Genomic DNA, 20,152 nt, shown 5'->3' with positions numbered 1-20,152 from the left:
ATCTCAAAACCGTCATCAGCGGTTCGCTGGCAAACCTCGTGTTCGAAGTGGATGAAGATCCACGGGGCCCGGGCGGGAAAATGACTCCACCAGTGAAATGCGTATCAGGTTTTTAGGAGCGCTGTAATGCCTGACCTCTATCACTTCTTCCAGCAGCTGGTTAACGGCCTGACCGTTGGCAGCACGTATGCCCTGATCGCCATCGGCTATACGATGGTCTACGGCATCATTGGAATGATCAACTTCGCCCACGGCGAGGTGTACATGATCGGCTCCTACGTGGCGTTCATCGCCATCGCCGGGCTGGCCATGATGGGACTCGACAGTGTCCCGCTGTTGATGACCGCGGCGTTCATCGCGAGCATCGTGGTGACCAGTTCCTATGGCTACAGCATCGAACGGATCGCCTACCGCCCCCTGCGCGGCAGCAACCGTCTGATCCCGCTGATCTCCGCCATCGGTATGTCGATCTTCCTGCAGAACACCGTACTGCTTTCGCAAGACTCCAAGGACAAATCCATTCCCAACCTGATCCCGGGCAACTTCTCCATCGGGCCAGGCGGGGCACATGAAGTGCTGATTTCCTACATGCAAATCGTGGTGTTCGTGGTGACCCTGGTCGCCATGCTCGGCCTCACGCTGTTCATCTCCCGTTCCCGCCTCGGCCGCGCCTGCCGCGCCTGCGCCGAGGACATCAAGATGGCCAACCTGCTGGGCATCAACACCAACAACATCATCGCCCTGACCTTCGTCATCGGTGCGGCCCTGGCCGCCATCGCGGCGGTGCTGTTGAGCATGCAATACGGCGTGATCAACCCCAACGCCGGCTTCCTGGTGGGCCTGAAAGCCTTCACCGCCGCGGTCCTGGGCGGTATCGGCAGCATCCCCGGCGCCATGCTCGGCGGGCTGGTGCTGGGCGTGGCGGAAGCCTTTGGCGCCGACATCTTCGGCGACCAGTACAAGGACGTCGTGGCATTCGGCTTGTTGGTTCTGGTTCTGTTATTCCGGCCGACCGGCATCCTGGGCCGTCCGGAGGTTGAGAAAGTATGACTAGGCATCTCAAATCGGCGCTCTTCAGCGCCCTGCTGGTCTGGGCCGTGGCCTACCCGGTACTGGGTCTTAAACTGACCATCGTCGGCATCAACCTGGAAGTGCATGGCACCAGCCCGGCCATCCTGGCGACCATCGCCGTGTGCTCGTTGCTGATGTTCGTGCGCGTGCTGTTCAGCACACAGATCAGCGCGGCGTGGAAGTCTTCGCCCGGCCTGCCGGTGATCCCGGCCAAGGCCAGCAACTTCCTGACCCTGCCGTCGACCCAGCGCTGGATCGTGCTGGGCCTGATCGTCGTGGCATTGGTGTGGCCGTTCTTCGGCTCTCGTGGCGCGGTGGACATCGCCACGCTGATCCTGATCTACGTGATGCTGGGCCTGGGCCTGAACATCGTCGTAGGCCTGGCCGGCCTGCTGGACCTGGGTTACGTCGGCTTCTACGCCGTCGGTGCCTACAGCTATGCGCTGCTGTCCCACTACTTCGGCCTGAGCTTTTGGATCTGCCTGCCGATCGCCGGGATGATGGCCGCCACCTTCGGTTTCCTGCTGGGTTTCCCGGTCCTGCGCTTGCGCGGTGACTACCTGGCCATCGTGACCCTCGGTTTTGGCGAGATCATCCGTCTGTTCCTGCGCAACCTGACCGACATCACCGGTGGCCCGAACGGCATCAGCAATATCGAGAAACCGACGTTCTTCGGCCTGACCTTCGAGCGTAAAGCCGCCGAAGGCCTGCAGACCTTCCACGAGTACTTCGGCCTGCAATACAACTCGATCAACAAGGTGATCTTCCTCTACCTGGTTGCCCTGTTGCTGGCCCTGGCTGCGCTGTTCGTCATCAACCGCCTGCTGCGCATGCCGATCGGCCGTGCGTGGGAAGCACTGCGTGAAGACGAAATCGCCTGCCGTGCCCTTGGTCTCAACCCCACCGTGATCAAACTGTCGGCCTTTACCCTCGGTGCCGCGTTCGCCGGTTTTGCCGGCAGCTTCTTCGCCGCTCGCCAGGGCCTGGTGACGCCGGAATCCTTCACCTTCATCGAGTCGGCGATCATCCTCGCCATCGTGGTGCTGGGCGGGATGGGCTCGCAGCTGGGCGTGATCCTCGCGGCCATCGTGATGATCCTGCTGCCTGAAATGATGCGTGAATTCAGCGAATACCGCATGTTGATGTTCGGCGCCTTGATGGTGCTGATGATGATCTGGCGTCCTCAAGGTCTGCTGCCTATGCAACGCCCCCACATGGAGCTGCGCAAATGAGCCGCGAGATCCTGAAAGTCGAAAACTTGAGCATGCGCTTCGGCGGTTTGCTGGCGGTCAACGGCGTGGCCCTGACCGTGAAAGAGAAGCAAGTGGTGGCCCTGATCGGGCCTAACGGCGCGGGCAAGACCACTGTGTTCAACTGCCTGACCGGCTTCTACCAGCCCACCGGCGGCACCATCCTGCTGGACGGCGAGCCGATCCAGGGCCTGGCCGGCCACCACATCGCCCGCAAGGGTGTGGTGCGCACCTTCCAGAACGTGCGGCTGTTCAAGGACATGACGGCGGTCGAAAACCTGTTGATCGCCCAGCATCGTCACTTGAACACCAACTTCTTCGCCGGCCTGTTCAAGACCCCTGCGTTCCGCAAGAGCGAACGCGAGGCGATGGAGTACGCCGAGTACTGGCTGGACAAGGTCAACCTCACCGAGTTTGCCAACCGTACCGCCGGCACCCTGGCCTACGGTCAGCAACGGCGCCTGGAAATCGCTCGCTGCATGATGACCCGTCCGCGGATCCTCATGCTCGACGAACCGGCCGCCGGCCTGAACCCGAAGGAAACCGAAGATCTCAAGGCCCTGATCGGCGTGCTGCGTGAGGAGCACAACGTCACCGTGTTGTTGATCGAGCACGACATGAAGCTGGTCATGAGCATTTCCGACCACATCGTGGTGATCAACCAGGGCACCCCCCTGGCCGACGGTACACCGGAACAGATCCGCGACAATCCTGAAGTGATCAAAGCCTACCTGGGGGAAGCGTAAATGCTGCAGTTCGAAAACGTTTCCACCTTCTACGGCAAGATCCAGGCCCTGCACAGCGTCAACGTCGAGGTCCGCCAGGGCGAAATCGTCACGCTGATCGGTGCCAACGGTGCTGGCAAATCCACCCTGCTGATGACGCTCTGCGGTTCGCCCCAGGCCCACAGCGGCAGCATCCGCTACATGGGTGAGGAATTGGTGGGCCAGGACTCGGCGCAGATCATGCGCAAGAGCATCGCCGTGGTACCTGAGGGCCGTCGGGTATTTGCCCGGCTGACCGTGGAAGAAAACCTCGCCATGGGCGGGTTCTTCACCGACAAGGGCGACTATCAGGAACAGATGGACAAGGTGCTGCACCTTTTCCCACGCCTGAAAGAGCGCTTTACCCAGCGCGGCGGCACCATGTCCGGTGGTGAACAGCAAATGCTCGCCATTGGCCGTGCCCTGATGAGCAAGCCCAAGCTGCTGCTGCTCGACGAGCCTTCCCTGGGCCTGGCACCGATCATCATCCAGCAGATCTTCGACATCATCGAGCAACTGCGCAAGGATGGCGTGACGGTGTTCCTGGTGGAGCAGAACGCCAACCAGGCGCTGAAAATCGCCGACCGGGCGTACGTGCTGGAGAACGGTCGCGTGGTGATGCAAGGCACCGGTGAAGCCCTGCTGACCGACCCGAAAGTGCGCGAGGCGTACCTGGGCGGTTGAGCCTGTCGCAGTAAAAGAAACGGCCTTCGGGCCGTTTTTTTTTGCCCGGTTCTCAAGAAAATACAATGGCAGGCAGCCATACATCTGTGGCGAGGGGATTTATCCCCGCTGGGCTGCGGAGCAGCCCCAAAAAACCGCTCCACGGTGTGTCAGGCCGATTGATGCGGCATTGCGAGGGCTGCTTCGCAGCCCAGCGGGGATAAATCCCCTCGCCACAGATCACTCTCCTGCGCATTGGATTTCAGGGGTGGGCAAAAAAATCATGCCCCTCGCTGTAACGCTTTCCCCCTTCCCTTCTCTAGTTCATCAGACCGGCGCTAAAGCCGGTTCATTTCCCTGAATGACTGGAGAATCACCATGACTGCTTCGACCCGCACCCTGTCCGCCACTGCCTTGGTCCTGGCCCTGGGTTCCGCCCTGAGCATGACAGCCGTCTCGACCGTCCATGCAGCCGACGACACCATGGAAAAATGCTTCGGCGTTGCTCTCAAAGGCAAGAACGACTGCGCCGCTGGCGCCGGCACCACCTGCGCCGGTACCGCCAAGATGGACTATCAGGCCAACGCTTGGAAATCGGTACCCAAAGGCACTTGCACCACCCTGGAAAGCAAAACCTCCCCAACTGGTTTCGGCCAGCTCGAAGCGTTCAAAGCCAAGTCCTGATCGCATCCGCCTGAGGCCAGCCACCATGTTCAATAGCCCATCCCTCGCCCCTGTCAGCCGGCTGCCGCCAAGGGCAGGGCTGGGCCTCAAGAGCGTGCATTTTCGCGAAGTGCTCCAGACCCGACCGGATCTGGGTTTCTTCGAAGTGCATGCGGAAAACTACATGGTGGCCGGCGGGCCGCTTCATCACTTCCTGGGGCGAATACGCGAACAGTACCCGCTGTCATTGCACGGCGTCGGCCTGTCGATCGGTGGGGAGGGACCGCTGGATGTCACGCATTTGCAGCGCCTGGCCGCATTGATCGAACGCTATCAACCCCAGTCCTTTTCCGAACACCTGGCCTGGTCCAGCCACGGCCCGGTGTTCCTCAATGACCTGCTCCCCCTGGCCTACGACGAGGCGACCCTCGACCGCGTCTGCCAGCACATCGATCAGGTGCAGAGCACCCTCAAGCGCACGCTGTTGCTGGAAAACCCGGCCACCTACCTGGCCTTCGAAGCGTCGACCCTCGACGAACCGCACTTCATGAGCGAAGTGATCCGTCGCACCGGCTGCGGCCTGTTGTTGGATGTGAATAACGTCTACGTTTCGTGCGTCAACCACAGTCGCGATCCATTGGCCTACCTCGACGCCCTGCCCCTGCCAGCGACTGGCGAAATACACCTGGCCGGCTTTGCCGAAGACACCGACAGCCTCGGCGATCGCCTGCTGATAGACGACCACGGCGCCCCCATCGACCATGCGGTCTGGCAGCTGTACCTCAAGGCACTGGAGCGAACCGGGCCAGTAGCCACCTTGATCGAGCGCGACAATCACCTCCCTGCATGGGAGGTGCTGCTGGCCGAAGCGCGCCAGGCCGATCAACTGTTAAGCGCCGCTGGAGCCCGGCGATGAGCAGCCAGCGCGCATTCGCCGCCGCCCTGCTCGACCCGCGCAAGCCGTGTCCGCCTGGCCTGGTCTGCGCCAATGGTGCGGACCCGCAGAGTCGTTTCGCGGTGTACCGCAACAACGTGCTCAGCTCGTTGATCAACGCCTTGGCCGATAACTACCCGGTGGTGTCGCAACTGGTGGGCGAGGAATTCTTCCGAGCCATGGCCGGGGTCTATGTGCAGTCAACGGCGCCGCAAAGCCCGGTGATGAATGACTACGGGGGCGACTTCGCCGAGTTCATCGAACGCTTCGAACCTGCCGCCAGTGTGCCTTACCTGGCCGACGTCGCCCGCCTGGAGCGACTGCATGTGCAAGCCTGGCATGCCGCCGACGCCGAACCCATGGCAGAAGAACGGATCGTGCAGGCGCTGTCGTCCCCCACGCTGGCGGGGCACCTGAAAATGGGGCTTCACCCGTCACTGCGGCTGCTGCAATCACCCTTCGCCGTGGTGACGATCTGGGCCGCCCATCAACACCAGGCGCCCGTACCGTTCGAAACGTTTCCCGCGCAAAACGCCTTGGTGCTGCGCAACGGCCTGGACGTGGAGGTGTTCGCGATCAGTCGCGCTGCCCATGGGTTCATAGCAGCCCTGCTACAAGGTTTTTCCCTGACTGCTGCCATTGAGGCCTCAATCGACCTCGACCTGGAACACACCCTGGCGGGGCTCATCCGTCACCAGGCCATCACCCATCTGCTAGCCGAACAGGTATCCCCATGAACACCCTGATTGCCGGTTTCATTCAGTGGCTGGAGAAAACTCCCCACAGCCTGATCGCCTTTGTCGCACGCTTCTCGATTGCCGCGGTGTTCTGGAAATCCGGCCAGACCAAAATCGAAGGCCTGGCCATCGACCTGTTCGACGGCACCCTCCAGATCGGCCTGCCGCGCCTGGCGGACTCGACCATTCCCCTGTTCAAAAGCGAATACGCCCTGCCGCTGCTGTCGCCGGAACTGGCCGCGTACCTGGCGGCCTCTGCCGAGCATGTGTTCCCGGTCCTGATCCTGCTTGGCCTGGCGACACGCTTTTCAGCCCTGGCCTTGCTGGGCATGACCGTGACCATCCAGCTGTTCGTCTACCCGGACGCCTACCCGACCCATGGCACCTGGGCGGCGGTCTTGCTCTACCTGATGGCGCGCGGACCGGGGGTACTGTCCATCGACCACCTGATTGCCAAGCGTTACGCCCACTGACTGAGATTGAAAATCTCCTGTGGGAGCGAGCTTGCTCGCGATAGCGGTGGATCAGCTTGCGTAAATGCCTGATGTGCCACCGCCTTCGCGAGCAAGCCCGCTCCCACAGGGGGTTCCCATGGCTGGCTTATCACTGCAGCCGATCCAGCGCCTCGCCGCTGCGCTTGAACCAATCGATCAAATAGTCAGCCAGTACCTGGGTGCGCTTGGGCAAGCCACCCTGGTAGGGATGCACCAGGTACATCGGCATGCGCCGTGTCTGATAATCGCGCAGCAACCTGCCCAGGCGTCCGTCAGCCAGTTCTTCATGCAGCAGGTACGACGGCAGCCGGGCGATTCCGGCGCCGGCCAGGGCCGCTTTTTTCAACAGGCTGTAGTGATTGCTGGCGAACGGCCCCGACACTCGAACCCGCAACAGTTCGTGTTGCTGGTGGTAAAGCCATTCTTCCCTCCCGCTGTAGTGACTGTTGAGCAGGCAACGGTGTTCGGCCAGGGCTTGGGGCGTCTCGGGTTCGCCATAGCGCTCAAGGTAGGCCGGGCTGGCGCAGGTCATTTCGTGCCACGCCAGCAGTGGCCGGGCCACCAGCCGCTCATCGATGGCGGCGTCGGAGCGGATCGCCAGGTCGAAGCCATCGCGGCTCAGATCACGGTAACCATTGTTGAGCTCGAGTTCGATCTGCACGTTGGGGTACGTGCGAGCGAACTCCATCAGCAAGCCTTCGAAGAAGGTTTCGCCCAACGAAACCGGGACCGTCATACGCACCGGCCCGGAAATGTCATCCTTCAGCCGCGCCAATGCCTGACGCGCCCTTTCCACCTGCACCAACAGCGCCTGGGCCTGGGGCAACAACGCCGCCCCTGCAGCGGTGAGGCTCAAGCGCCGCGTGGTGCGTTGCAACAACACCACCGAAAACCGGTTCTCCAGCAGGCTGATGCGCTTGGACAACTGGCCCTTGCTGCACCCCAACTGCTGGGCCGCCAGGGTGAAACTGCCGGCCTCCATCAACACGGCAAACGCCGCCAGGTCATCCATTTCGCTCATTGGATTGTTTCCAAATGAAAACCAAAGGTTGCCTATTAGCATGATTATCAATGAAAAGAACCCCCTCTAGACTGACAACTCATTCATTCCATTGAGGACAGCCCATGAAAATCCTGTTGATCGGCGCCAACGGCACCATCGGTTCGGCCGTTGAAAAGGAACTGTCGCCCCGTCATGAAATCATTCGGATTGGCCGCCACAGCGGTGAATTGCAGGTGGATATCAGCGACAGCGCCTCGATTCGTGCCCTGTTCGAAGAGACCGGCGGTTTTGATGCCCTGGTCTGCGCCGCCGGCAACGTCACCTTTGCGCCCCTGGCTGACATGACCGAAGACAGTTTTGCCTTGGGTTTGAAAGACAAGCTGATGGGCCAGGTCAACCTGCTGCTGATCGGCCGCGAATTCGCCAACGACGGTGCCTCCTTCACCTTCACCACCGGCGTGCTCAGCCACGACCCGATCAAGAGCGGTGCTTCGGCGGCCCTGGTCAACGGAGCCCTGGACAGCTTCGTGCGCGCCGCGGCTATCGAGTTGCCACGGGGCATGCGGGTCAACTCGGTGAGCCCGAACGTGCTGATGGAGGCCATGGATAAATACGCGCCTTATTTCCGCGGTTTCAAAGCCGTTCCCGCTTCGGATGTGGCATTGGCCTACGCCAAGAGCGTCGAAGGCCTGCAAACCGGTCAGACCTTTCACGTGGGTTAACCCCCTTGTGATGCGGGATCAGTCTGAGTAACGTGGCGGCACTTGTCTGGAGACCCAATGATGCGTGCCGCCCGCTCCCTGCTGTTTGTCGCCCTCCTGCCGCTGTTCACCGGCTGCCAATTGCTCGAGGCCCCACGCCAGAGTGCCTCCCACGCCGGCCAGACGCGCATGCAGGGCGAGCTCACGGCGGCCGATGGCCAACTGGTGTTCCAGCCGTGCCAGGAACAACGCCGCTACGTCGTCAACGACAGCGGTGGCACCAGCGTGCTGCAACAAGCCGCCAGCCTGGCCGATGACCAGGGCAAGCTGTTCGCCGATGTACGTGGCCGTATCGTGTCCAGCACGGCGGCCGGTGCCGACAGTCAGTTGGACGTTGAACAGCTGTATCGCCTGGAACGCTCGGGAACGGCGTGCGAAGACGTCGATTTCAAACGAGTGATCCTGCGCGCCGCGGGACACGGCCCTGAATGGACGCTCAAGGCCAGTGGCAAGGGCCTGGTGCTGGACCGCGAAGGCCAGCCGCCGCTGGCGGTGCCTTACGTCGAGGAGCAATTGGGCGATGGCCGCTTCAACCTCGGCACCGAGGCCAACGGCCAGAAAGTCGAGCTCTGGATCACACCTGCACGTTGTGTCGACAGCGTCACGGGCAGTGTGCAACACATGAGCGCCGAGTTGCGGGTCAACGGCCAGGTCCAGCGCGGCTGCGCCTACTTCGGTGGCGCGCGCGACGACTGATCCACAGCTTTTGGCTTATAATCGCCGGTTCACGCCCTGGTGCAGTTGTGCATCCCGCGAACCGGACCCCGCCATGTTACGAATCACCGAACTCAAGCTGCCGATCGACCACCCCGAAGAAGACCTGCGCCCTGCCATCGTGCAGCGCCTGGGCATCGCTAGCGATGACCTGCTCGACTTCACCCTGTTCAAGCGCAGCTACGACGCGCGCAAGAAATCTTCCGAATTGTGCTTCATCTACACCATCGACCTGGCGGTGCGCGATGAAGCCAGCCTGCTGCGCAAGTTCGCCGATGACCGTAACGTCAACGAAGCGCCGGATGTCAGTTACAAAGTGGTGGGCCAGGCACCGGCCGACCTGGGCGAGCGGCCGATCGTGGTCGGTTTCGGCCCGTGCGGGATCTTCGCCGCCCTGTTGCTGGCGCAGATGGGCTTCAAGCCGATCATCCTCGAACGCGGCCCGGAAGTGCGCCAGCGCACCAAGGACACCTGGGGCCTGTGGCGCAAAAGCGTGCTCAACCCCGAATCCAACGTGCAGTTCGGTGAAGGCGGCGCCGGGACGTTTTCCGACGGCAAGCTCTACAGCCAGATCAAGGATCCGAAATTCCTTGGCCGCAAGGTCCTGCATGAGTTCGTCAAGGCCGGGGCACCGGAAGAAATCCTCTACGTCAGCAAGCCACACATCGGCACGTTCCGCCTGACAGGCGTGGTGGAAACCATGCGCGAGCAGATTCGCGCCCTGGGTGGCGAAGTGCGCTTCCAGCAGCGGGTCACCGATGTGCTGATCGAGGACGGCCAACTGGTCGGCGTCGAACTGGCCAGCGGCGAACAGATTCATTCGAAACATGTGATCCTGGCCCTGGGCCACAGCGCCCGGGACACCTTCCGCATGCTCCACAGCCGCGGCGTGTACATGGAAGCCAAGCCGTTCTCGGTGGGTTTCCGTATCGAACACCCGCAATCGCTGATCGACAGCGCGCGCCTGGGCAAGTACGCCGGCCACCCGAAACTCGGCGCCGCCGACTACAAACTGGTGCACCACGCCAAGAACGGTCGTTCGGTGTACAGCTTCTGCATGTGCCCGGGCGGCACCGTGGTCGCCGCGACGTCCGAGCCGAACCGCGTCGTGACCAACGGCATGAGCCAGTATTCGCGCAACGAGCGCAACGCCAACTCCGGTATCGTCGTCGGCATTACCCCGGAAGTGGATTATCCGGGCGGCCCGCTGGCGGGGATCGAGTTGCAGGAACGCCTGGAGTCCCACGCATACATACTCGGTGGCAGCAACTACGAGGCCCCGGCGCAACTGGTGGGTGATTTCATCGCCGGCAAGCCGTCCACGGCACTGGGCAGCGTCGAACCTTCCTACAAGCCGGGGGTGTCCCTGGGCGACTTGGCCCTGGCCCTGCCGGACTTCGCCATCGAAGCCATCCGCGAGGCCTTGCCGGCGTTCGAGAAACAGATTCGCGGCTACTCGCTGCACGACGCCGTGCTGACCGGCATCGAAACCCGCACCTCATCGCCCCTGCGCATTACCCGCAACGAATCGCTGCAGAGCCTGAACGTCAAGGGGCTGTTCCCGGCGGGTGAAGGCGCCGGTTATGCGGGCGGGATCCTGTCGGCAGGGGTGGACGGGATTCGGATTGCCGAAGCGGTGGCGCGGGATATCCTCGGTCTCGAGGCCTGAGGGGCCGATGCTGTTCACCCAAGGCAGGATTGGCCTGGGTGAACAATATGATCCTGTGGGAGCGAGCTTGCTCGCGATGACGGCCTGGCATCAACACAGTGGTTGACTGATCCACCGCTATCGCGAGCAAGCTCGCTCCCACAAGGGCCCCCAGTGATTCAGATATTGGCCCGCAACACACTCTCCGGCAGCGCCTCGCCCCGTTCCACACACGCTGCCACGATGTCCATCAGCCCACTCAACTCATAGCCCTGGGCCTTGAGCCACACCGGGTCGTAATACGTCGTGGCGTAGCGCTCGCCACCGTCACACAAAATCGCCACGATCGACCCCGACGCCTGCGCATCTGCCATCTGCCGGGCCGCCATGAGAGCACCGACCAGATTGGTGCCGCTGGACCCACCGACCCGTCGTCCCAACCGCTGGGCCAGGTAATGCATGGCCGCCAGCGACAAGGCGTCCGGGACCTTGACCATCGCATCGATGACGTTCGGCAGGAACGACGCCTCCACCCGTGGCCGGCCGATGCCTTCGATGCCAGAACCGCAATCCAGGCGCAGGCTGGCATCGCCGCTGCGGTAGTAGTCGAAGAACACCGAACGCTCGGCGTCGGCACACAGCACGCGGGTGCCATGCTGGCGATAACGGACGTAGCGCCCCAGGGTGGCGGTGGTGCCGCCGGTGCCGGGGCTTGAAATCAACCAGCTCGGCTCCGGGTGCCGCTCGAAGCGCATCTGCTGGAAGATCGATTCGGCAATGTTGTTATTGGCCCGCCAGTCCGTGGCGCGCTCGGCATAGGTGAATTGATCAATGAAGTGTCCATCATGCTCGCGAGCCAGGCGTTCGGACTCGGCGTAGATCTGCGTGGGATCCTCCACCAGGTGGCTCTGGCCGCCATAGAAAGCGATCTGCGCGATTTTTTCCCGGGAGGTGGTCGCCGGCATCACCGCAATGAACGGCAGGCCCAGCAACCTGGCGAAATAAGCCTCGGAAATAGCCGTCGAGCCGCTGGAGGCCTCGATCACTGGCGCACCGGGCTTGAGCCAGCCGTTACACAACGCGTAGAGAAACAGCGAACGCGCCAGTCGATGCTTGAGGCTGCCGGTGGGATGGCTGGACTCGTCCTTGAAATACAGCTCGATGCCCGGCAGGCCAGGCAGTGGCAGCGGAATCAGATGGGTATCGGCGCTGCGCTGGAAGTCTGCCTCGATGATGCGGATCGCTTCGCGCGCCCACTGGCGGGGGTCGTTCATGGTATTTTCTCACTGGCTCGGTTCGACGCGGGGAAACCTGATGGTCATGCAGGCGCAACGTGGTCTCGAAAAAAACCAGTTGCAAGCTTAGGAAAAAACCTACTTCACGCACAGGTACAGCTAAGGTCCAATATGGCCCATAACTGCCCGACTGCATGGAGCAAGCGTTGTAACGACATATAACAAAAAAGAATATAACTTTTGTTTTAACAACCAACAGTACAGGTTAGGGTGTGCCATCTTTTCGATTCAATACATGGAGAGCGATCGTGGCTCTACGCAATTCTCTGACACGTTTTTTCCAACTGGAGGCTGCTAGCGGCCTGCTACTGATCGCCGCCGCCGTATTGGCCCTGGCCATCAATAACTCACCGCTGTCCTGGCTGTACAACGGCCTGCTGGACACGCCGGTGGTCGCCCAGGTCGGCGTGTTGAAGATCGCCAAACCCTTGTTGCTGTGGATCAACGACGGCCTGATGGCGATGTTCTTCCTGCTCGTCGGCCTCGAAGTCAAGCGAGAGGTCCTCGGCGGGCAACTGTCGAAACCGTCGCAAATCGTCTTGCCAGGTGCGGCGGCGATTGGCGGCATGGTGGTCCCGGCGCTGATCTACTGGTTCCTCAACCGCGACAACCCGGCCGCCCTCGCTGGCTGGGCGATTCCGACGGCCACCGACATTGCATTCGCCCTCGGCGTGCTCGCCTTGCTGGGCAAGCGGGTGCCGGTGTCGCTCAAGCTGTTCCTGATGACCCTGGCGATCATCGACGACCTGGGCGCCATTATCATCATCGCGATCTTTTACTCCGGCGCCCTGTCCAGCCTGTCGCTCATACTGGCGGCAACCTGCATCGCCGCGCTGGTGGCGATGAACCGGATGGGCGTGGTCAAGCTCGGACCCTACATGGTTGTCGGCCTGATTCTGTGGGTCTGCGTGCTCAAGAGCGGTGTCCATGCCACCCTGGCCGGGGTGACCCTGGCGTTCTGCATCCCGCTGCGCACGAAAAACGCCGAGACTTCGCCGCTGCTGACCCTGGAACATGCCCTGCATCCCTGGGTGGCCTATGGCATCCTGCCGCTGTTCGCCTTCGCCAACGCCGGCTTGTCCCTGAGCGGCGTCACCGTCGAAAGCTTCACCCATCATGTGCCGATGGGCATCGCCATCGGCCTGTTGCTGGGCAAGACCGTCGGCGTCTTCGGCCTGACCTGGCTGGCCGTGAAAATCGGCATCGCCAGCCTGCCCGCCGGCGCCAATTGGGGCCAGGTCCTGGGCGTGGCAATCCTGTGCGGGATTGGTTTCACCATGAGCCTGTTCGTTGGTTCCCTGGCGTTTGAGCCTGGTGTCAGCGACTACGCCGGCATGGACAGGATGGGGATTCTCACCGGTTCGATCCTGGCGGCGTTGCTCGGTTATGCGGTGACGGCGGCGGCCAGTCGCAAGCAGCCTGCATTGCCTGGCTGATCCTTGCTTCTGCGTTAGCGTCTTGAGAGCCATGGGAGGTTAAGGAACGGTGTGTATATCCGTTTCTGCGGTAACGGCGGCTGGCGGTTCCGCTCTTACAGCGGCTCACTTTTGAGAAGCGCAAAAGTAAGCAAAACGCTTTATGCCCCACCACTCGGCACCTCGCCTAGGCTCGGTGTGCCTGAACGAAGGCCTTGCGCAGTGGGCACCTCGGCATGGATGCCGAGCCTAGGCGAGGCACCGAGTGGTGGGGCATGTACGGGACAACCACATGGGTTACAAAAAAGTGCATTCACATAGGTGACACTTTGATTGAAACGTAGCCATAAAAAAAGGCGCTTTCCATTCCCGGAATAAGCGCCGTTTCCACTTACCGACTCAAGCTTAGTGCGATACGCGACTCGTACCACCCACAGTAGAAATACGAACCCGCTCACCCACACGGAACACCTCGTTCTCCTGAACCTGCTGCACATAGGCACGCATGCTGCCGTCATCTTCACGAACGGTGATTTCCACACCCTGGGTACGGGTCAGGCCTTCTTCAGTCGCAGAACCAATCAGGCCACCGGCTACCGCGCCGATCACAGCGGCGACGATGCTGCCACGGCCACCACCGATGGCGCTGCCACCGACACCACCAACCACCGCACCGGCCGCACCGCCGATCGGGGTCTTGGTGCCTTCGATCTTGACCGGACGCAAGGATTCGATGGTCCCCATGCGAATCGTCTGCACGCGACGCGCTTCGTCACGGGAGTAGGAGTCACCGGTCAGGCTCGACTGACAGCCAGTGAGCAACATCGCCATCGTGGAAAAGGAAGCAACCAGCAAAACAGACTTACGCATAGCATCAACTCCAAAAGACAGGGATTCATTAAACTCCGCAGCTTGACGCCTGTCACGGCCTCGCCGAGATAAAATTGTTTTCATTCAGGTGGGATACAGGCGCACCCGAAAAATTCACCAAACAGTAGCGCCAATTTACGAAACCTGCGTCATCAACCCAGGGATTTTTTCATGGATTATTTCATCATCGTCGTAACCACCGTGGCCGGCCTGTACTTCCACGGGTGGCTGTATGTACGAATCAAACGCTGGATGGACCGCGACCTGGCGCTGTCCCTGGCGGGGCAGGATGAGCAGAAAAGGACTTACATGCTGCAACAATTGGCCCGCGCCCGGGAGCAAGGGGTCAAGCGCCGGGACTTGCCGCAATGGCTTAAAACCGCTGCGGCACGTTACCCCGACGCTAAGGCGCTAGACGCTCGCGCGTCCAGTTCGCCCCTTGCAGGCGGTAGTTGAGGCGATCGTGCAGGCGGCTCGGACGCCCCTGCCAGAACTCGATGCGCTCGGGCAGCAAACGATAACCGCCCCAATGCTCCGGGCAATGCGGTTGGCTGTCGCTGAAGCGTTGTTCGGTGGCCTTGAGCAGGTCGTCCAGCTCACCACGCCCTGCAATTACCTGGCTCTGGGGTGAAGCCCAGGCACCGAGGCGGCTGCCCAGCGGGCGAACCTGGTAATAGGCGTCCGACTCTTGCGCCGTGACCTTGACCACTTTGCCTTCGATGCGAACCTGGCGTTCCAGGGCCGGCCAGAAAAACGTCATGGCCGCGAACGGATTCGCAACCAGTTGCTGGCCCTTGGCGCTGTCGTAGTTGGTGAAGAACGTGAAGCCCAAGGCATCCAAGCCCTTGAGCAGCAGGATCCGGCAGTGCGGGCGCCCTTCTGCGTCCACCGTCGCCAGGGTCATGGCGTTGGCCTCCACCGGTGCCTGCTCGGTTTTCACCGCCTCGGCAAACCATTGGTGAAACAGTGCAAACGGCTCGGCCGGAGCCTGTGCCTCGGTCAAGCCGTCGCGGGTGTAGTCGCGGCGCATATCAGCCAGCGGTTGGGTCATGGCGCGTTCCTTGTGGTTAGCCCATCATTGCTTCGGGGTATCGGCAGCCGCGACTTTCTTGGTATCGGTGGCGGCTTTGGCCGGCTGAGGCTTCTTCGCCGGGGTGGCGGGCTTGGCCGGTGCCTTCTTCGCAGGCGCCTTGGTTGCGGCCTTTTTAGCCGGTGCTTTCTTGACCGAGGCTTTGTTGGTCGAAGCCACCGCTTTTTTTGCCGCAGGCGCCGGCGCCGGGGCAGCAGGCTTCACATCCCGGGCTGCAACCATGGTCACCGGCGCCGGAGCCGGCATGTTGTATTTGCTCAGCAGCGCAACCATGGTGTTTTGCGGCGTAACCAGCAACTCCACACGACGATTCAAGGCGCGGCCCTCAACGCTGTCGTTGGCGGCACGCGGGGCCACGGCGCCCATGCCGCGCAACATCAGGCGATCACGTTGCAGGCCGCTGAGGCGGAAGATCGCCGCCACGGACTGCGCACGCTCCTGGCTCAGCTTGAGGTTCGCCGGGGCGGCACCCGAGGTGTCGGCATGGCCGAGAATCAGCACAGCGGTTTTGGGATCAGCTTCAAGGATCTTCGCCACGCGGGTGAACGGGCCGAGGGTCACAGGCAGCAGCATGGCCGGACGGTCCGGGTTGAAAGAACCGTCCACGGGCGCAGTGACCACCAGCACGTCGTCGCGGCGCTCGAGTTCGAGCTTGCTGTCCTTGATGGCGGTGCGCAGCTTCGGCTCGTAGTCGTCGAGCCAGGCCTGGGTGACTTTAGGATCGGGCATCGGCACCGCCTTGGCGGTGTCCTGGTCCTTGCCGCCGAACGGCCACCACCACTTGCCGTTGCTGTCGGCTTCGGCCTTGGCGACCGCTGCCGGCTTGGCCTCTGCTTTTGCTTCGGCTTTTCTGGCGGCGTCTGCGGCGGTCTCCTCGGAAGAGAACGGCCACCACCAGTGAGTGGCGCCCTCGGCCTTGGCTTGTGGTGCGACGGTGGCCGGCTTCAGGGGCGCTGGCGCCGTTTCCTTGGCCGCCACCTTGTCGGAAGAGCCGAACGGCCACCAACCACCGCTGCCCTCGGCATCATTTTGTGGGGTTTGTGCGCAACCGGTGATCGCGAAGCACAGCGCCAGAGCGAGGGTTTTATTCGATGACATTGGATATCCACAAAATGATCTAAATGAAAAAAAAGGCCATGGCTTGGCCACATAAACAGACGCTTGGAAACTGAAAAGGGCATGAGGTTCCTATGCCCATTGCCTTCACTGGCGTTTACAGACAAGTGGCAAGGACCCTTGCCAGGTTCTGTGCACGGGGGTCCATCAATACGTACGGGCCGAGCGTGTTGGTCACGAAGCCAAACGCGACATCGTGCTCCGGGTCGGCAAAACCGATGGAGCCCCCGGCCCCCGGATGCCCGAACGCTCGTGGGCCGAGGCCGTAGGTCGCGTTCGGTACGTCCGGCTGGTCCAGCATGCAACCCAGGCCGAAACGGGTCTGGGTCAGCAATGTCTTGTCGTCGCCGAAGCTGTGCTGGCGAGTCAGCTCATCGAGCATCTCACCTTCCAGCAGGCTGCCGTCCAGCAGGCCGGCATAGAAGCCGGCCACGCTGCGGGCATTGCCATGGCCATTGGCGGCGGGTTGCTGCATGCGTCGCCATTGCGCCTTGTTGGTGCTGGTCATGATCGACGGCGGATTGGTGAAGGCCCGCGTGGTCATGGCCGTGGGTTCGCGCATCGTCACCTGCAACAGGCGCTGGGCCGCCGCGTCGCCGACATTGCCCTTGCCCCGGGCGATGTGGGCCACTCGATGGAACTCGGCATCGGCCAGGCCCACGTGGAAATCCAGGCCCAACGGCCTGGCGACGCGGGCCACGATGGACTCCCCCGGGCCACGACCGTCGGCCCTGCGCAACAGCTCGCCCACCAGCCAGCCGTAGGTGATCGCCGCGTAACCGTGGCCCTCGCCGGGCGTCCACCAAGGTGTTTCGGCAGCCAGGGCGTCCACCATGGTTTGCCAGTCATACAGCGCCTCGGGCGGCAATAGCTCACGCAACGCTGGGAGCCCGGCCTGATGGCAGAGCAATTGGCGCAGGGTGATGGAGGCTTTACCGGCCGCAGCGAACTCTGGCCAATGGCGGGCTACCGGGGCGTCCAACTGCAACTTGCCTTCTGCCACCAATTGCAGGGCGGTGACGGCGGTGAAGGTCTTGGTGCAGGAAAACAGATTGGCGAGGGTATCGCTGTGCCAGGCTTCATGGCCGTCCTTGTCCGCCGTGCCGGCCCACAGGTCGATCACCGTTCGGCCACCAACCTGGATGCACAATGCCGCGCCACGCTCCTGGGGATCGTCGAACAGTGCCGCGAAGGCTTCACGCACGGCTTCGAACTGAAGCTCATAATGACCTTGAATCTGCACCCGCAACTCCCTCGAAACAAAGACTTTTAGAGTGGTTGGCATTGTTTCAGGCATTAGGTCATTTGGGAACCGCCACAGGACGGCTGGCTGGACACTGCCCTTGTGGCGAGGGGATTTATCCTCGCTGGGTTGCGAAGCGGCCCCCGAACAGCCAATTCTGCATACCCTGGCACTCCGATCGCCTGGTTTCAGGGCCGCTTCGCGCCCCAGCGGGGATAAATCCCCTCGCCACAAATAGCTCCCTGACCACACAATGACGGGGCATCAGGAAATCTCCCGCCGAAACGGTGGCAGCGCGTTCAGGATCGCCTTGCCGTAACGCTGGGTTACCAGCCTGCGGTCGAGCAAGGTGATGGTGCCGCGGTCTTCTTCGGTGCGCAGCAATCGACCACACGCCTGGACCAGCTTCAGCGAAGCGTCCGGTACGGAAATTTCCATGAACGGGTTGCCGCCTCGGGCTTCGATCCACTCGGCCAGCGCGGCTTCCACCGGGTCATCGGGGACCGAGAATGGAATCTTGGCGATCACCACGTGCTCGCAATAGGCACCTGGCAAGTCCACGCCTTCGGCAAAACTCGCCAGGCCGAACAGCACGCTGGAATCCCCACCATCGACCCGCGCCTTGTGTTTGTTCAGGGTTTCCTGCTTCGACAGGTTGCCCTGGATGAACACCTGCTTGCGCCAGTCACGGTCAAGGCCGTCGAACACGTCCTGCATCTGTTTGCGCGAGGAAAACAGCACCAGGGTGCCCCGTGAGCCTTCCACCAGTTCCGGCAGGTCGCGGATGATCGCCGCGGTATGGCCGGCGGCATCCCGTGGGTCGGCCTTGAGGTCCGGCACCCGCAGCACGCCGGCGTCGGCGTGGTGGAAAGGACTCGGGACCACGGCGGTCACGGCTTTCTTCGGCAGGCCGGCGCGCATGCGGAAGCGGTCGAACGTGCCTAGGGCGGTCAGCGTGGCGGACGTCACCAGCGCGCCATAGGCCACGTTCCACAGGTTGCGGCGTAGCATTTCCGCCGCCAGGATCGGGCTGGCATTGACCTCGATATCGAACAGCGAACCGCTTTCGGCCAGGGTCAGCCACCTCGCCATTGGCGGGTTGTCTTCCGGGTCTTCAGCGGTGAAGGCCGTCCACAGTTCCCAGTTGCCCTGTGAGCGGGACAACAGGCTGCCGAACAGCGGGTACCACTCCTCGGCCTGGTTGCTGGCGATGCCGATGTTGACCTCGCCATCCATGCCTTCCTTGAGCAGGTCGGTCAGGCGTGTGAACAGGTCGGTCAGGCGTGCGAAACCTTTCTTGAGCTCGATGCCCATTTCGCGCATGTGCTCGGGGATCACCCCGCCGACAAACCGGTGGCGTGGCCGCTCGCGGCCCTCGACGTCTTCGCCGGGCTTGAAATCGGCGATTTGCTCGCACGCGGTGAACATGAACTGCTGGTTCGTCTTGATTTCCCGCGCCAGCTCCGGCACTTGTTCGATGAACTTGCCCAGGTCGCCCGGCAACGGATGCTGGGCCAGCAGTTTGGTGAGGTTCTTGGCGGTGGTTTCCAGCCAGTCGGCAGTGGAGCGCAGCCGGGTGTAGTGGGCGAAATGGCCGATGGCCTTGTCCGGCAGGTGATGGCCTTCGTCGAACACGTAGATCGTGTCGCGCGGGTCCGGCAGCACCGCACCGCCGCCCAGGGCCAGGTCAGCCAGGACCATGTCGTGGTTGGTGACGATGACGTCGACCTTGCCCATGCCTTCGCGGGCCTTGTAGAAGGCGCACTGGCCGAAGTTCGGGCAATGGCGGTTGGTGCACTGGCTATGGTCGGTCGTCAGGCGGGACCAGTCGGCGTCTTCCAGGGCCGTGGACCAACTGTCGCGGTCGCCGTCCCATTTATTGCCGGCCAGCTTCTCGATCATGCTGGTGAACAGCTTCTGGCTGGCCTCATCGACCTCGATCTTGAAGCCTTCTTCTTCGAACAACTGGGCCGTGGCGGTTTGCGCGTGGCCTTCCTGGAGCAACATGTCGAGCTTGGACAGGCACATGTAGCGCCCGCGGCCCTTGGCCAGCGCGAACGTGAAGTTCAGCCCGCTGTTGCGCATCAGGTCGGGCAGGTCCTTGTAGACGATCTGCTCCTGCAGGGCGACGGTGGCCGTGGCGATCACCAGGCGTTTGCCCGCCGCCTTGGCCGTCGGAATCGCCGCCAGGCTGTAGGCCACGGTCTTGCCGGTACCGGTGCCGGCTTCCACCGCCACGACGGCAGGCTCGCCGCTGCGCCGGCCTTCGTCATCGGTGTCGATGTCACCCAGGACTTTTGCCACTTCGGCAATCATCAGGCGCTGGCCATATCGCGGCTTGAGGCTCTTGGCTTCGAGAAAACGCGAATAGGCGCCCTGGATCGTGGTTTTGAGTTCGGTGCTGATCATGAATGGTCGGGC

20 protein-coding genes are annotated in these 20,152 nt (G+C 62.2%); 13 read left to right on the top strand and 7 right to left on the bottom strand.

Annotation, left to right across the window (positions count from 1 at the left end; translation table 11 throughout):
- The first annotated feature begins 126 nt into the window (after positions 1-126).
- The 8 genes from livH (at position 127) to ACMTA2_RS07340 (ending at position 6,555) form a co-directional block, all read left to right on the top strand.
- Positions 127-1,050 carry a high-affinity branched-chain amino acid ABC transporter permease LivH gene (gene livH / locus ACMTA2_RS07375; RefSeq protein ID WP_413794318.1) on the top strand — a complete coding sequence of 308 codons (924 nt, stop codon included), beginning with the start codon at positions 127-129 and terminating at the stop codon, positions 1,048-1,050.
- Positions 1,047-2,303, top strand: a complete 1,257-nt coding sequence (locus ACMTA2_RS07370; RefSeq protein ID WP_413794317.1) for a high-affinity branched-chain amino acid ABC transporter permease LivM — start codon at positions 1,047-1,049, stop codon at positions 2,301-2,303. Before livH ends, ACMTA2_RS07370 begins: the two co-directional genes overlap by 4 nt.
- The gene (livG, locus tag ACMTA2_RS07365; RefSeq protein ID WP_413794316.1) at positions 2,300-3,067 is read left to right on the top strand and encodes a high-affinity branched-chain amino acid ABC transporter ATP-binding protein LivG; all 768 of its coding nucleotides are present in this window, start codon (positions 2,300-2,302) and stop codon (positions 3,065-3,067) included. The genes ACMTA2_RS07370 and livG overlap by 4 nt, the downstream gene beginning before the upstream one ends.
- Positions 3,068-3,769 (top strand): ABC transporter ATP-binding protein, encoded by a 702-nt coding sequence (locus ACMTA2_RS07360; RefSeq protein WP_053119042.1) that lies wholly within the window; start codon positions 3,068-3,070, stop codon positions 3,767-3,769.
- A 357-nt stretch (positions 3,770-4,126) separates the two neighbouring features.
- On the top strand, positions 4,127-4,432 hold the full coding sequence (locus tag ACMTA2_RS07355; protein ID WP_250963254.1) for a BufA1 family periplasmic bufferin-type metallophore: 306 nt from the start codon (positions 4,127-4,129) through the stop codon (positions 4,430-4,432).
- A 25-nt stretch (positions 4,433-4,457) separates the two neighbouring features.
- The gene (gene bufB / locus ACMTA2_RS07350) at positions 4,458-5,327 is read left to right on the top strand and encodes an MNIO family bufferin maturase (protein ID WP_413794315.1); all 870 of its coding nucleotides are present in this window, start codon (positions 4,458-4,460) and stop codon (positions 5,325-5,327) included.
- Entirely contained in the window at positions 5,324-6,082 is a 759-nt protein-coding gene (locus ACMTA2_RS07345) for an HvfC/BufC N-terminal domain-containing protein (RefSeq protein WP_413794314.1), read from the top strand. Before bufB ends, ACMTA2_RS07345 begins: the two co-directional genes overlap by 4 nt.
- Complete coding sequence (locus tag ACMTA2_RS07340; RefSeq protein ID WP_413794313.1) at positions 6,079-6,555, top strand: DoxX family protein; 477 nt, start codon at positions 6,079-6,081, stop codon at positions 6,553-6,555. The genes ACMTA2_RS07345 and ACMTA2_RS07340 overlap by 4 nt, the downstream gene beginning before the upstream one ends.
- 130 nt (positions 6,556-6,685) lie before the next feature.
- On the opposite strand, the gene ACMTA2_RS07335 is transcribed toward ACMTA2_RS07340, so the two are convergent.
- Positions 6,686-7,597: a LysR family transcriptional regulator gene (locus ACMTA2_RS07335; protein ID WP_413794312.1), complete on the bottom strand. Its 912-nt coding sequence runs from the start codon at positions 7,595-7,597 to the stop codon at positions 6,686-6,688.
- A gap of 104 nt (positions 7,598-7,701) precedes the next feature.
- On the opposite strand from ACMTA2_RS07335, the gene ACMTA2_RS07330 reads away from it, so the two are divergent.
- The 3 genes from ACMTA2_RS07330 to ACMTA2_RS07320 all read left to right on the top strand — a co-directional run bounded on the left by ACMTA2_RS07330 (position 7,702) and on the right by ACMTA2_RS07320 (position 10,723).
- Positions 7,702-8,301 (top strand): short chain dehydrogenase, encoded by a 600-nt coding sequence (locus tag ACMTA2_RS07330; protein WP_413794311.1) that lies wholly within the window; start codon positions 7,702-7,704, stop codon positions 8,299-8,301.
- 60 nt (positions 8,302-8,361) lie between these two features.
- Positions 8,362-9,036: a COG3650 family protein gene (locus ACMTA2_RS07325; protein ID WP_413795607.1), complete on the top strand. Its 675-nt coding sequence runs from the start codon at positions 8,362-8,364 to the stop codon at positions 9,034-9,036.
- Between the two features lie 73 nt (positions 9,037-9,109).
- On the top strand, positions 9,110-10,723 hold the full coding sequence (locus ACMTA2_RS07320) for an NAD(P)/FAD-dependent oxidoreductase (protein ID WP_413794310.1): 1,614 nt from the start codon (positions 9,110-9,112) through the stop codon (positions 10,721-10,723).
- 158 nt (positions 10,724-10,881) lie between these two features.
- Here the strand turns inward: ACMTA2_RS07320 and ACMTA2_RS07315 are convergent, their stop codons facing one another.
- The gene (locus ACMTA2_RS07315) at positions 10,882-11,976 is read right to left on the bottom strand and encodes a PLP-dependent cysteine synthase family protein (protein WP_413794309.1); all 1,095 of its coding nucleotides are present in this window, start codon (positions 11,974-11,976) and stop codon (positions 10,882-10,884) included.
- Positions 11,977-12,245: 269 nt separating this feature from the next.
- Between ACMTA2_RS07315 and nhaA the strand changes: the two genes are divergently transcribed.
- Positions 12,246-13,433 (top strand): Na+/H+ antiporter NhaA, encoded by a 1,188-nt coding sequence (gene nhaA / locus ACMTA2_RS07310; protein WP_413794308.1) that lies wholly within the window; start codon positions 12,246-12,248, stop codon positions 13,431-13,433.
- Positions 13,434-13,817: 384 nt separating this feature from the next.
- Here the strand turns inward: nhaA and ACMTA2_RS07305 are convergent, their stop codons facing one another.
- Positions 13,818-14,282 carry an outer membrane lipoprotein gene (locus tag ACMTA2_RS07305; RefSeq protein WP_024776354.1) on the bottom strand — a complete coding sequence of 155 codons (465 nt, stop codon included), beginning with the start codon at positions 14,280-14,282 and terminating at the stop codon, positions 13,818-13,820.
- A gap of 171 nt (positions 14,283-14,453) precedes the next feature.
- Between ACMTA2_RS07305 and ACMTA2_RS07300 the strand changes: the two genes are divergently transcribed.
- Positions 14,454-14,738: a hypothetical protein gene (locus tag ACMTA2_RS07300; RefSeq protein WP_413794307.1), complete on the top strand. Its 285-nt coding sequence runs from the start codon at positions 14,454-14,456 to the stop codon at positions 14,736-14,738.
- Here the strand turns inward: ACMTA2_RS07300 and pdxH are convergent.
- The 4 genes from pdxH to dinG all read right to left on the bottom strand — a co-directional run bounded on the left by pdxH (position 14,686) and on the right by dinG (position 20,140).
- A complete protein-coding gene (gene pdxH / locus ACMTA2_RS07295; protein WP_413794306.1) occupies positions 14,686-15,333 on the bottom strand; it encodes a pyridoxamine 5'-phosphate oxidase in 648 nt (215 codons plus the stop codon). The genes ACMTA2_RS07300 and pdxH overlap by 53 nt on opposite strands.
- A 24-nt stretch (positions 15,334-15,357) precedes the next feature.
- Positions 15,358-16,470 carry an OmpA family protein gene (locus ACMTA2_RS07290; RefSeq protein ID WP_413794305.1) on the bottom strand — a complete coding sequence of 371 codons (1,113 nt, stop codon included), beginning with the start codon at positions 16,468-16,470 and terminating at the stop codon, positions 15,358-15,360.
- 115 nt (positions 16,471-16,585) lie between these two features.
- On the bottom strand, positions 16,586-17,731 hold the full coding sequence (locus ACMTA2_RS07285; protein ID WP_413794304.1) for a serine hydrolase domain-containing protein: 1,146 nt from the start codon (positions 17,729-17,731) through the stop codon (positions 16,586-16,588).
- A gap of 264 nt (positions 17,732-17,995) precedes the next feature.
- Positions 17,996-20,140, bottom strand: coding sequence for an ATP-dependent DNA helicase DinG (gene dinG / locus ACMTA2_RS07280; protein WP_413794303.1), 2,145 nt, complete (start codon positions 20,138-20,140; stop codon positions 17,996-17,998).
- Between the last annotated feature and the right edge of the window lie 12 nt (positions 20,141-20,152).

Origin of the sequence: Pseudomonas medicaginis (genome assembly GCF_965119365.1) — a bacterium.
Taxonomy (GTDB): Bacteria; Pseudomonadota; Gammaproteobacteria; order Pseudomonadales; family Pseudomonadaceae; genus Aquipseudomonas.
Note: the sequence above shows the minus strand (reverse complement) of the source record. Positions and strands in the feature narration are given on the sequence as shown.

What these genes read in the sequence shown, in the direction of transcription:
- livH (WP_413794318.1), top strand. Translation starts at nt 127, where the DNA reads ATGCCTGACCTCTATCACTTCTTCCAGCAGCTGGTTAACGGCCTGACC.
- ACMTA2_RS07370 (WP_413794317.1), top strand. Translation starts at nt 1,047, where the DNA reads ATGACTAGGCATCTCAAATCGGCGCTCTTCAGCGCCCTGCTGGTCTGG.
- livG (WP_413794316.1), top strand. Translation starts at nt 2,300, where the DNA reads ATGAGCCGCGAGATCCTGAAAGTCGAAAACTTGAGCATGCGCTTCGGC.
- ACMTA2_RS07360 (WP_053119042.1), top strand. Translation starts at nt 3,068, where the DNA reads ATGCTGCAGTTCGAAAACGTTTCCACCTTCTACGGCAAGATCCAGGCC.
- ACMTA2_RS07355 (WP_250963254.1), top strand. Translation starts at nt 4,127, where the DNA reads ATGACTGCTTCGACCCGCACCCTGTCCGCCACTGCCTTGGTCCTGGCC.
- bufB (WP_413794315.1), top strand. Translation starts at nt 4,458, where the DNA reads ATGTTCAATAGCCCATCCCTCGCCCCTGTCAGCCGGCTGCCGCCAAGG.
- ACMTA2_RS07345 (WP_413794314.1), top strand. Translation starts at nt 5,324, where the DNA reads ATGAGCAGCCAGCGCGCATTCGCCGCCGCCCTGCTCGACCCGCGCAAG.
- ACMTA2_RS07340 (WP_413794313.1), top strand. Translation starts at nt 6,079, where the DNA reads ATGAACACCCTGATTGCCGGTTTCATTCAGTGGCTGGAGAAAACTCCC.
- ACMTA2_RS07335 (WP_413794312.1), bottom strand. Translation starts at nt 7,597, where the DNA reads ATGAGCGAAATGGATGACCTGGCGGCGTTTGCCGTGTTGATGGAGGCC.
- ACMTA2_RS07330 (WP_413794311.1), top strand. Translation starts at nt 7,702, where the DNA reads ATGAAAATCCTGTTGATCGGCGCCAACGGCACCATCGGTTCGGCCGTT.
- ACMTA2_RS07325 (WP_413795607.1), top strand. Translation starts at nt 8,362, where the DNA reads ATGCGTGCCGCCCGCTCCCTGCTGTTTGTCGCCCTCCTGCCGCTGTTC.
- ACMTA2_RS07320 (WP_413794310.1), top strand. Translation starts at nt 9,110, where the DNA reads ATGTTACGAATCACCGAACTCAAGCTGCCGATCGACCACCCCGAAGAA.
- ACMTA2_RS07315 (WP_413794309.1), bottom strand. Translation starts at nt 11,976, where the DNA reads ATGAACGACCCCCGCCAGTGGGCGCGCGAAGCGATCCGCATCATCGAG.
- ACMTA2_RS07305 (WP_024776354.1), bottom strand. Translation starts at nt 14,282, where the DNA reads ATGCGTAAGTCTGTTTTGCTGGTTGCTTCCTTTTCCACGATGGCGATG.
- ACMTA2_RS07300 (WP_413794307.1), top strand. Translation starts at nt 14,454, where the DNA reads ATGGATTATTTCATCATCGTCGTAACCACCGTGGCCGGCCTGTACTTC.
- pdxH (WP_413794306.1), bottom strand. Translation starts at nt 15,333, where the DNA reads ATGACCCAACCGCTGGCTGATATGCGCCGCGACTACACCCGCGACGGC.
- ACMTA2_RS07290 (WP_413794305.1), bottom strand. Translation starts at nt 16,470, where the DNA reads ATGTCATCGAATAAAACCCTCGCTCTGGCGCTGTGCTTCGCGATCACC.
- dinG (WP_413794303.1), bottom strand. Translation starts at nt 20,140, where the DNA reads ATGATCAGCACCGAACTCAAAACCACGATCCAGGGCGCCTATTCGCGT.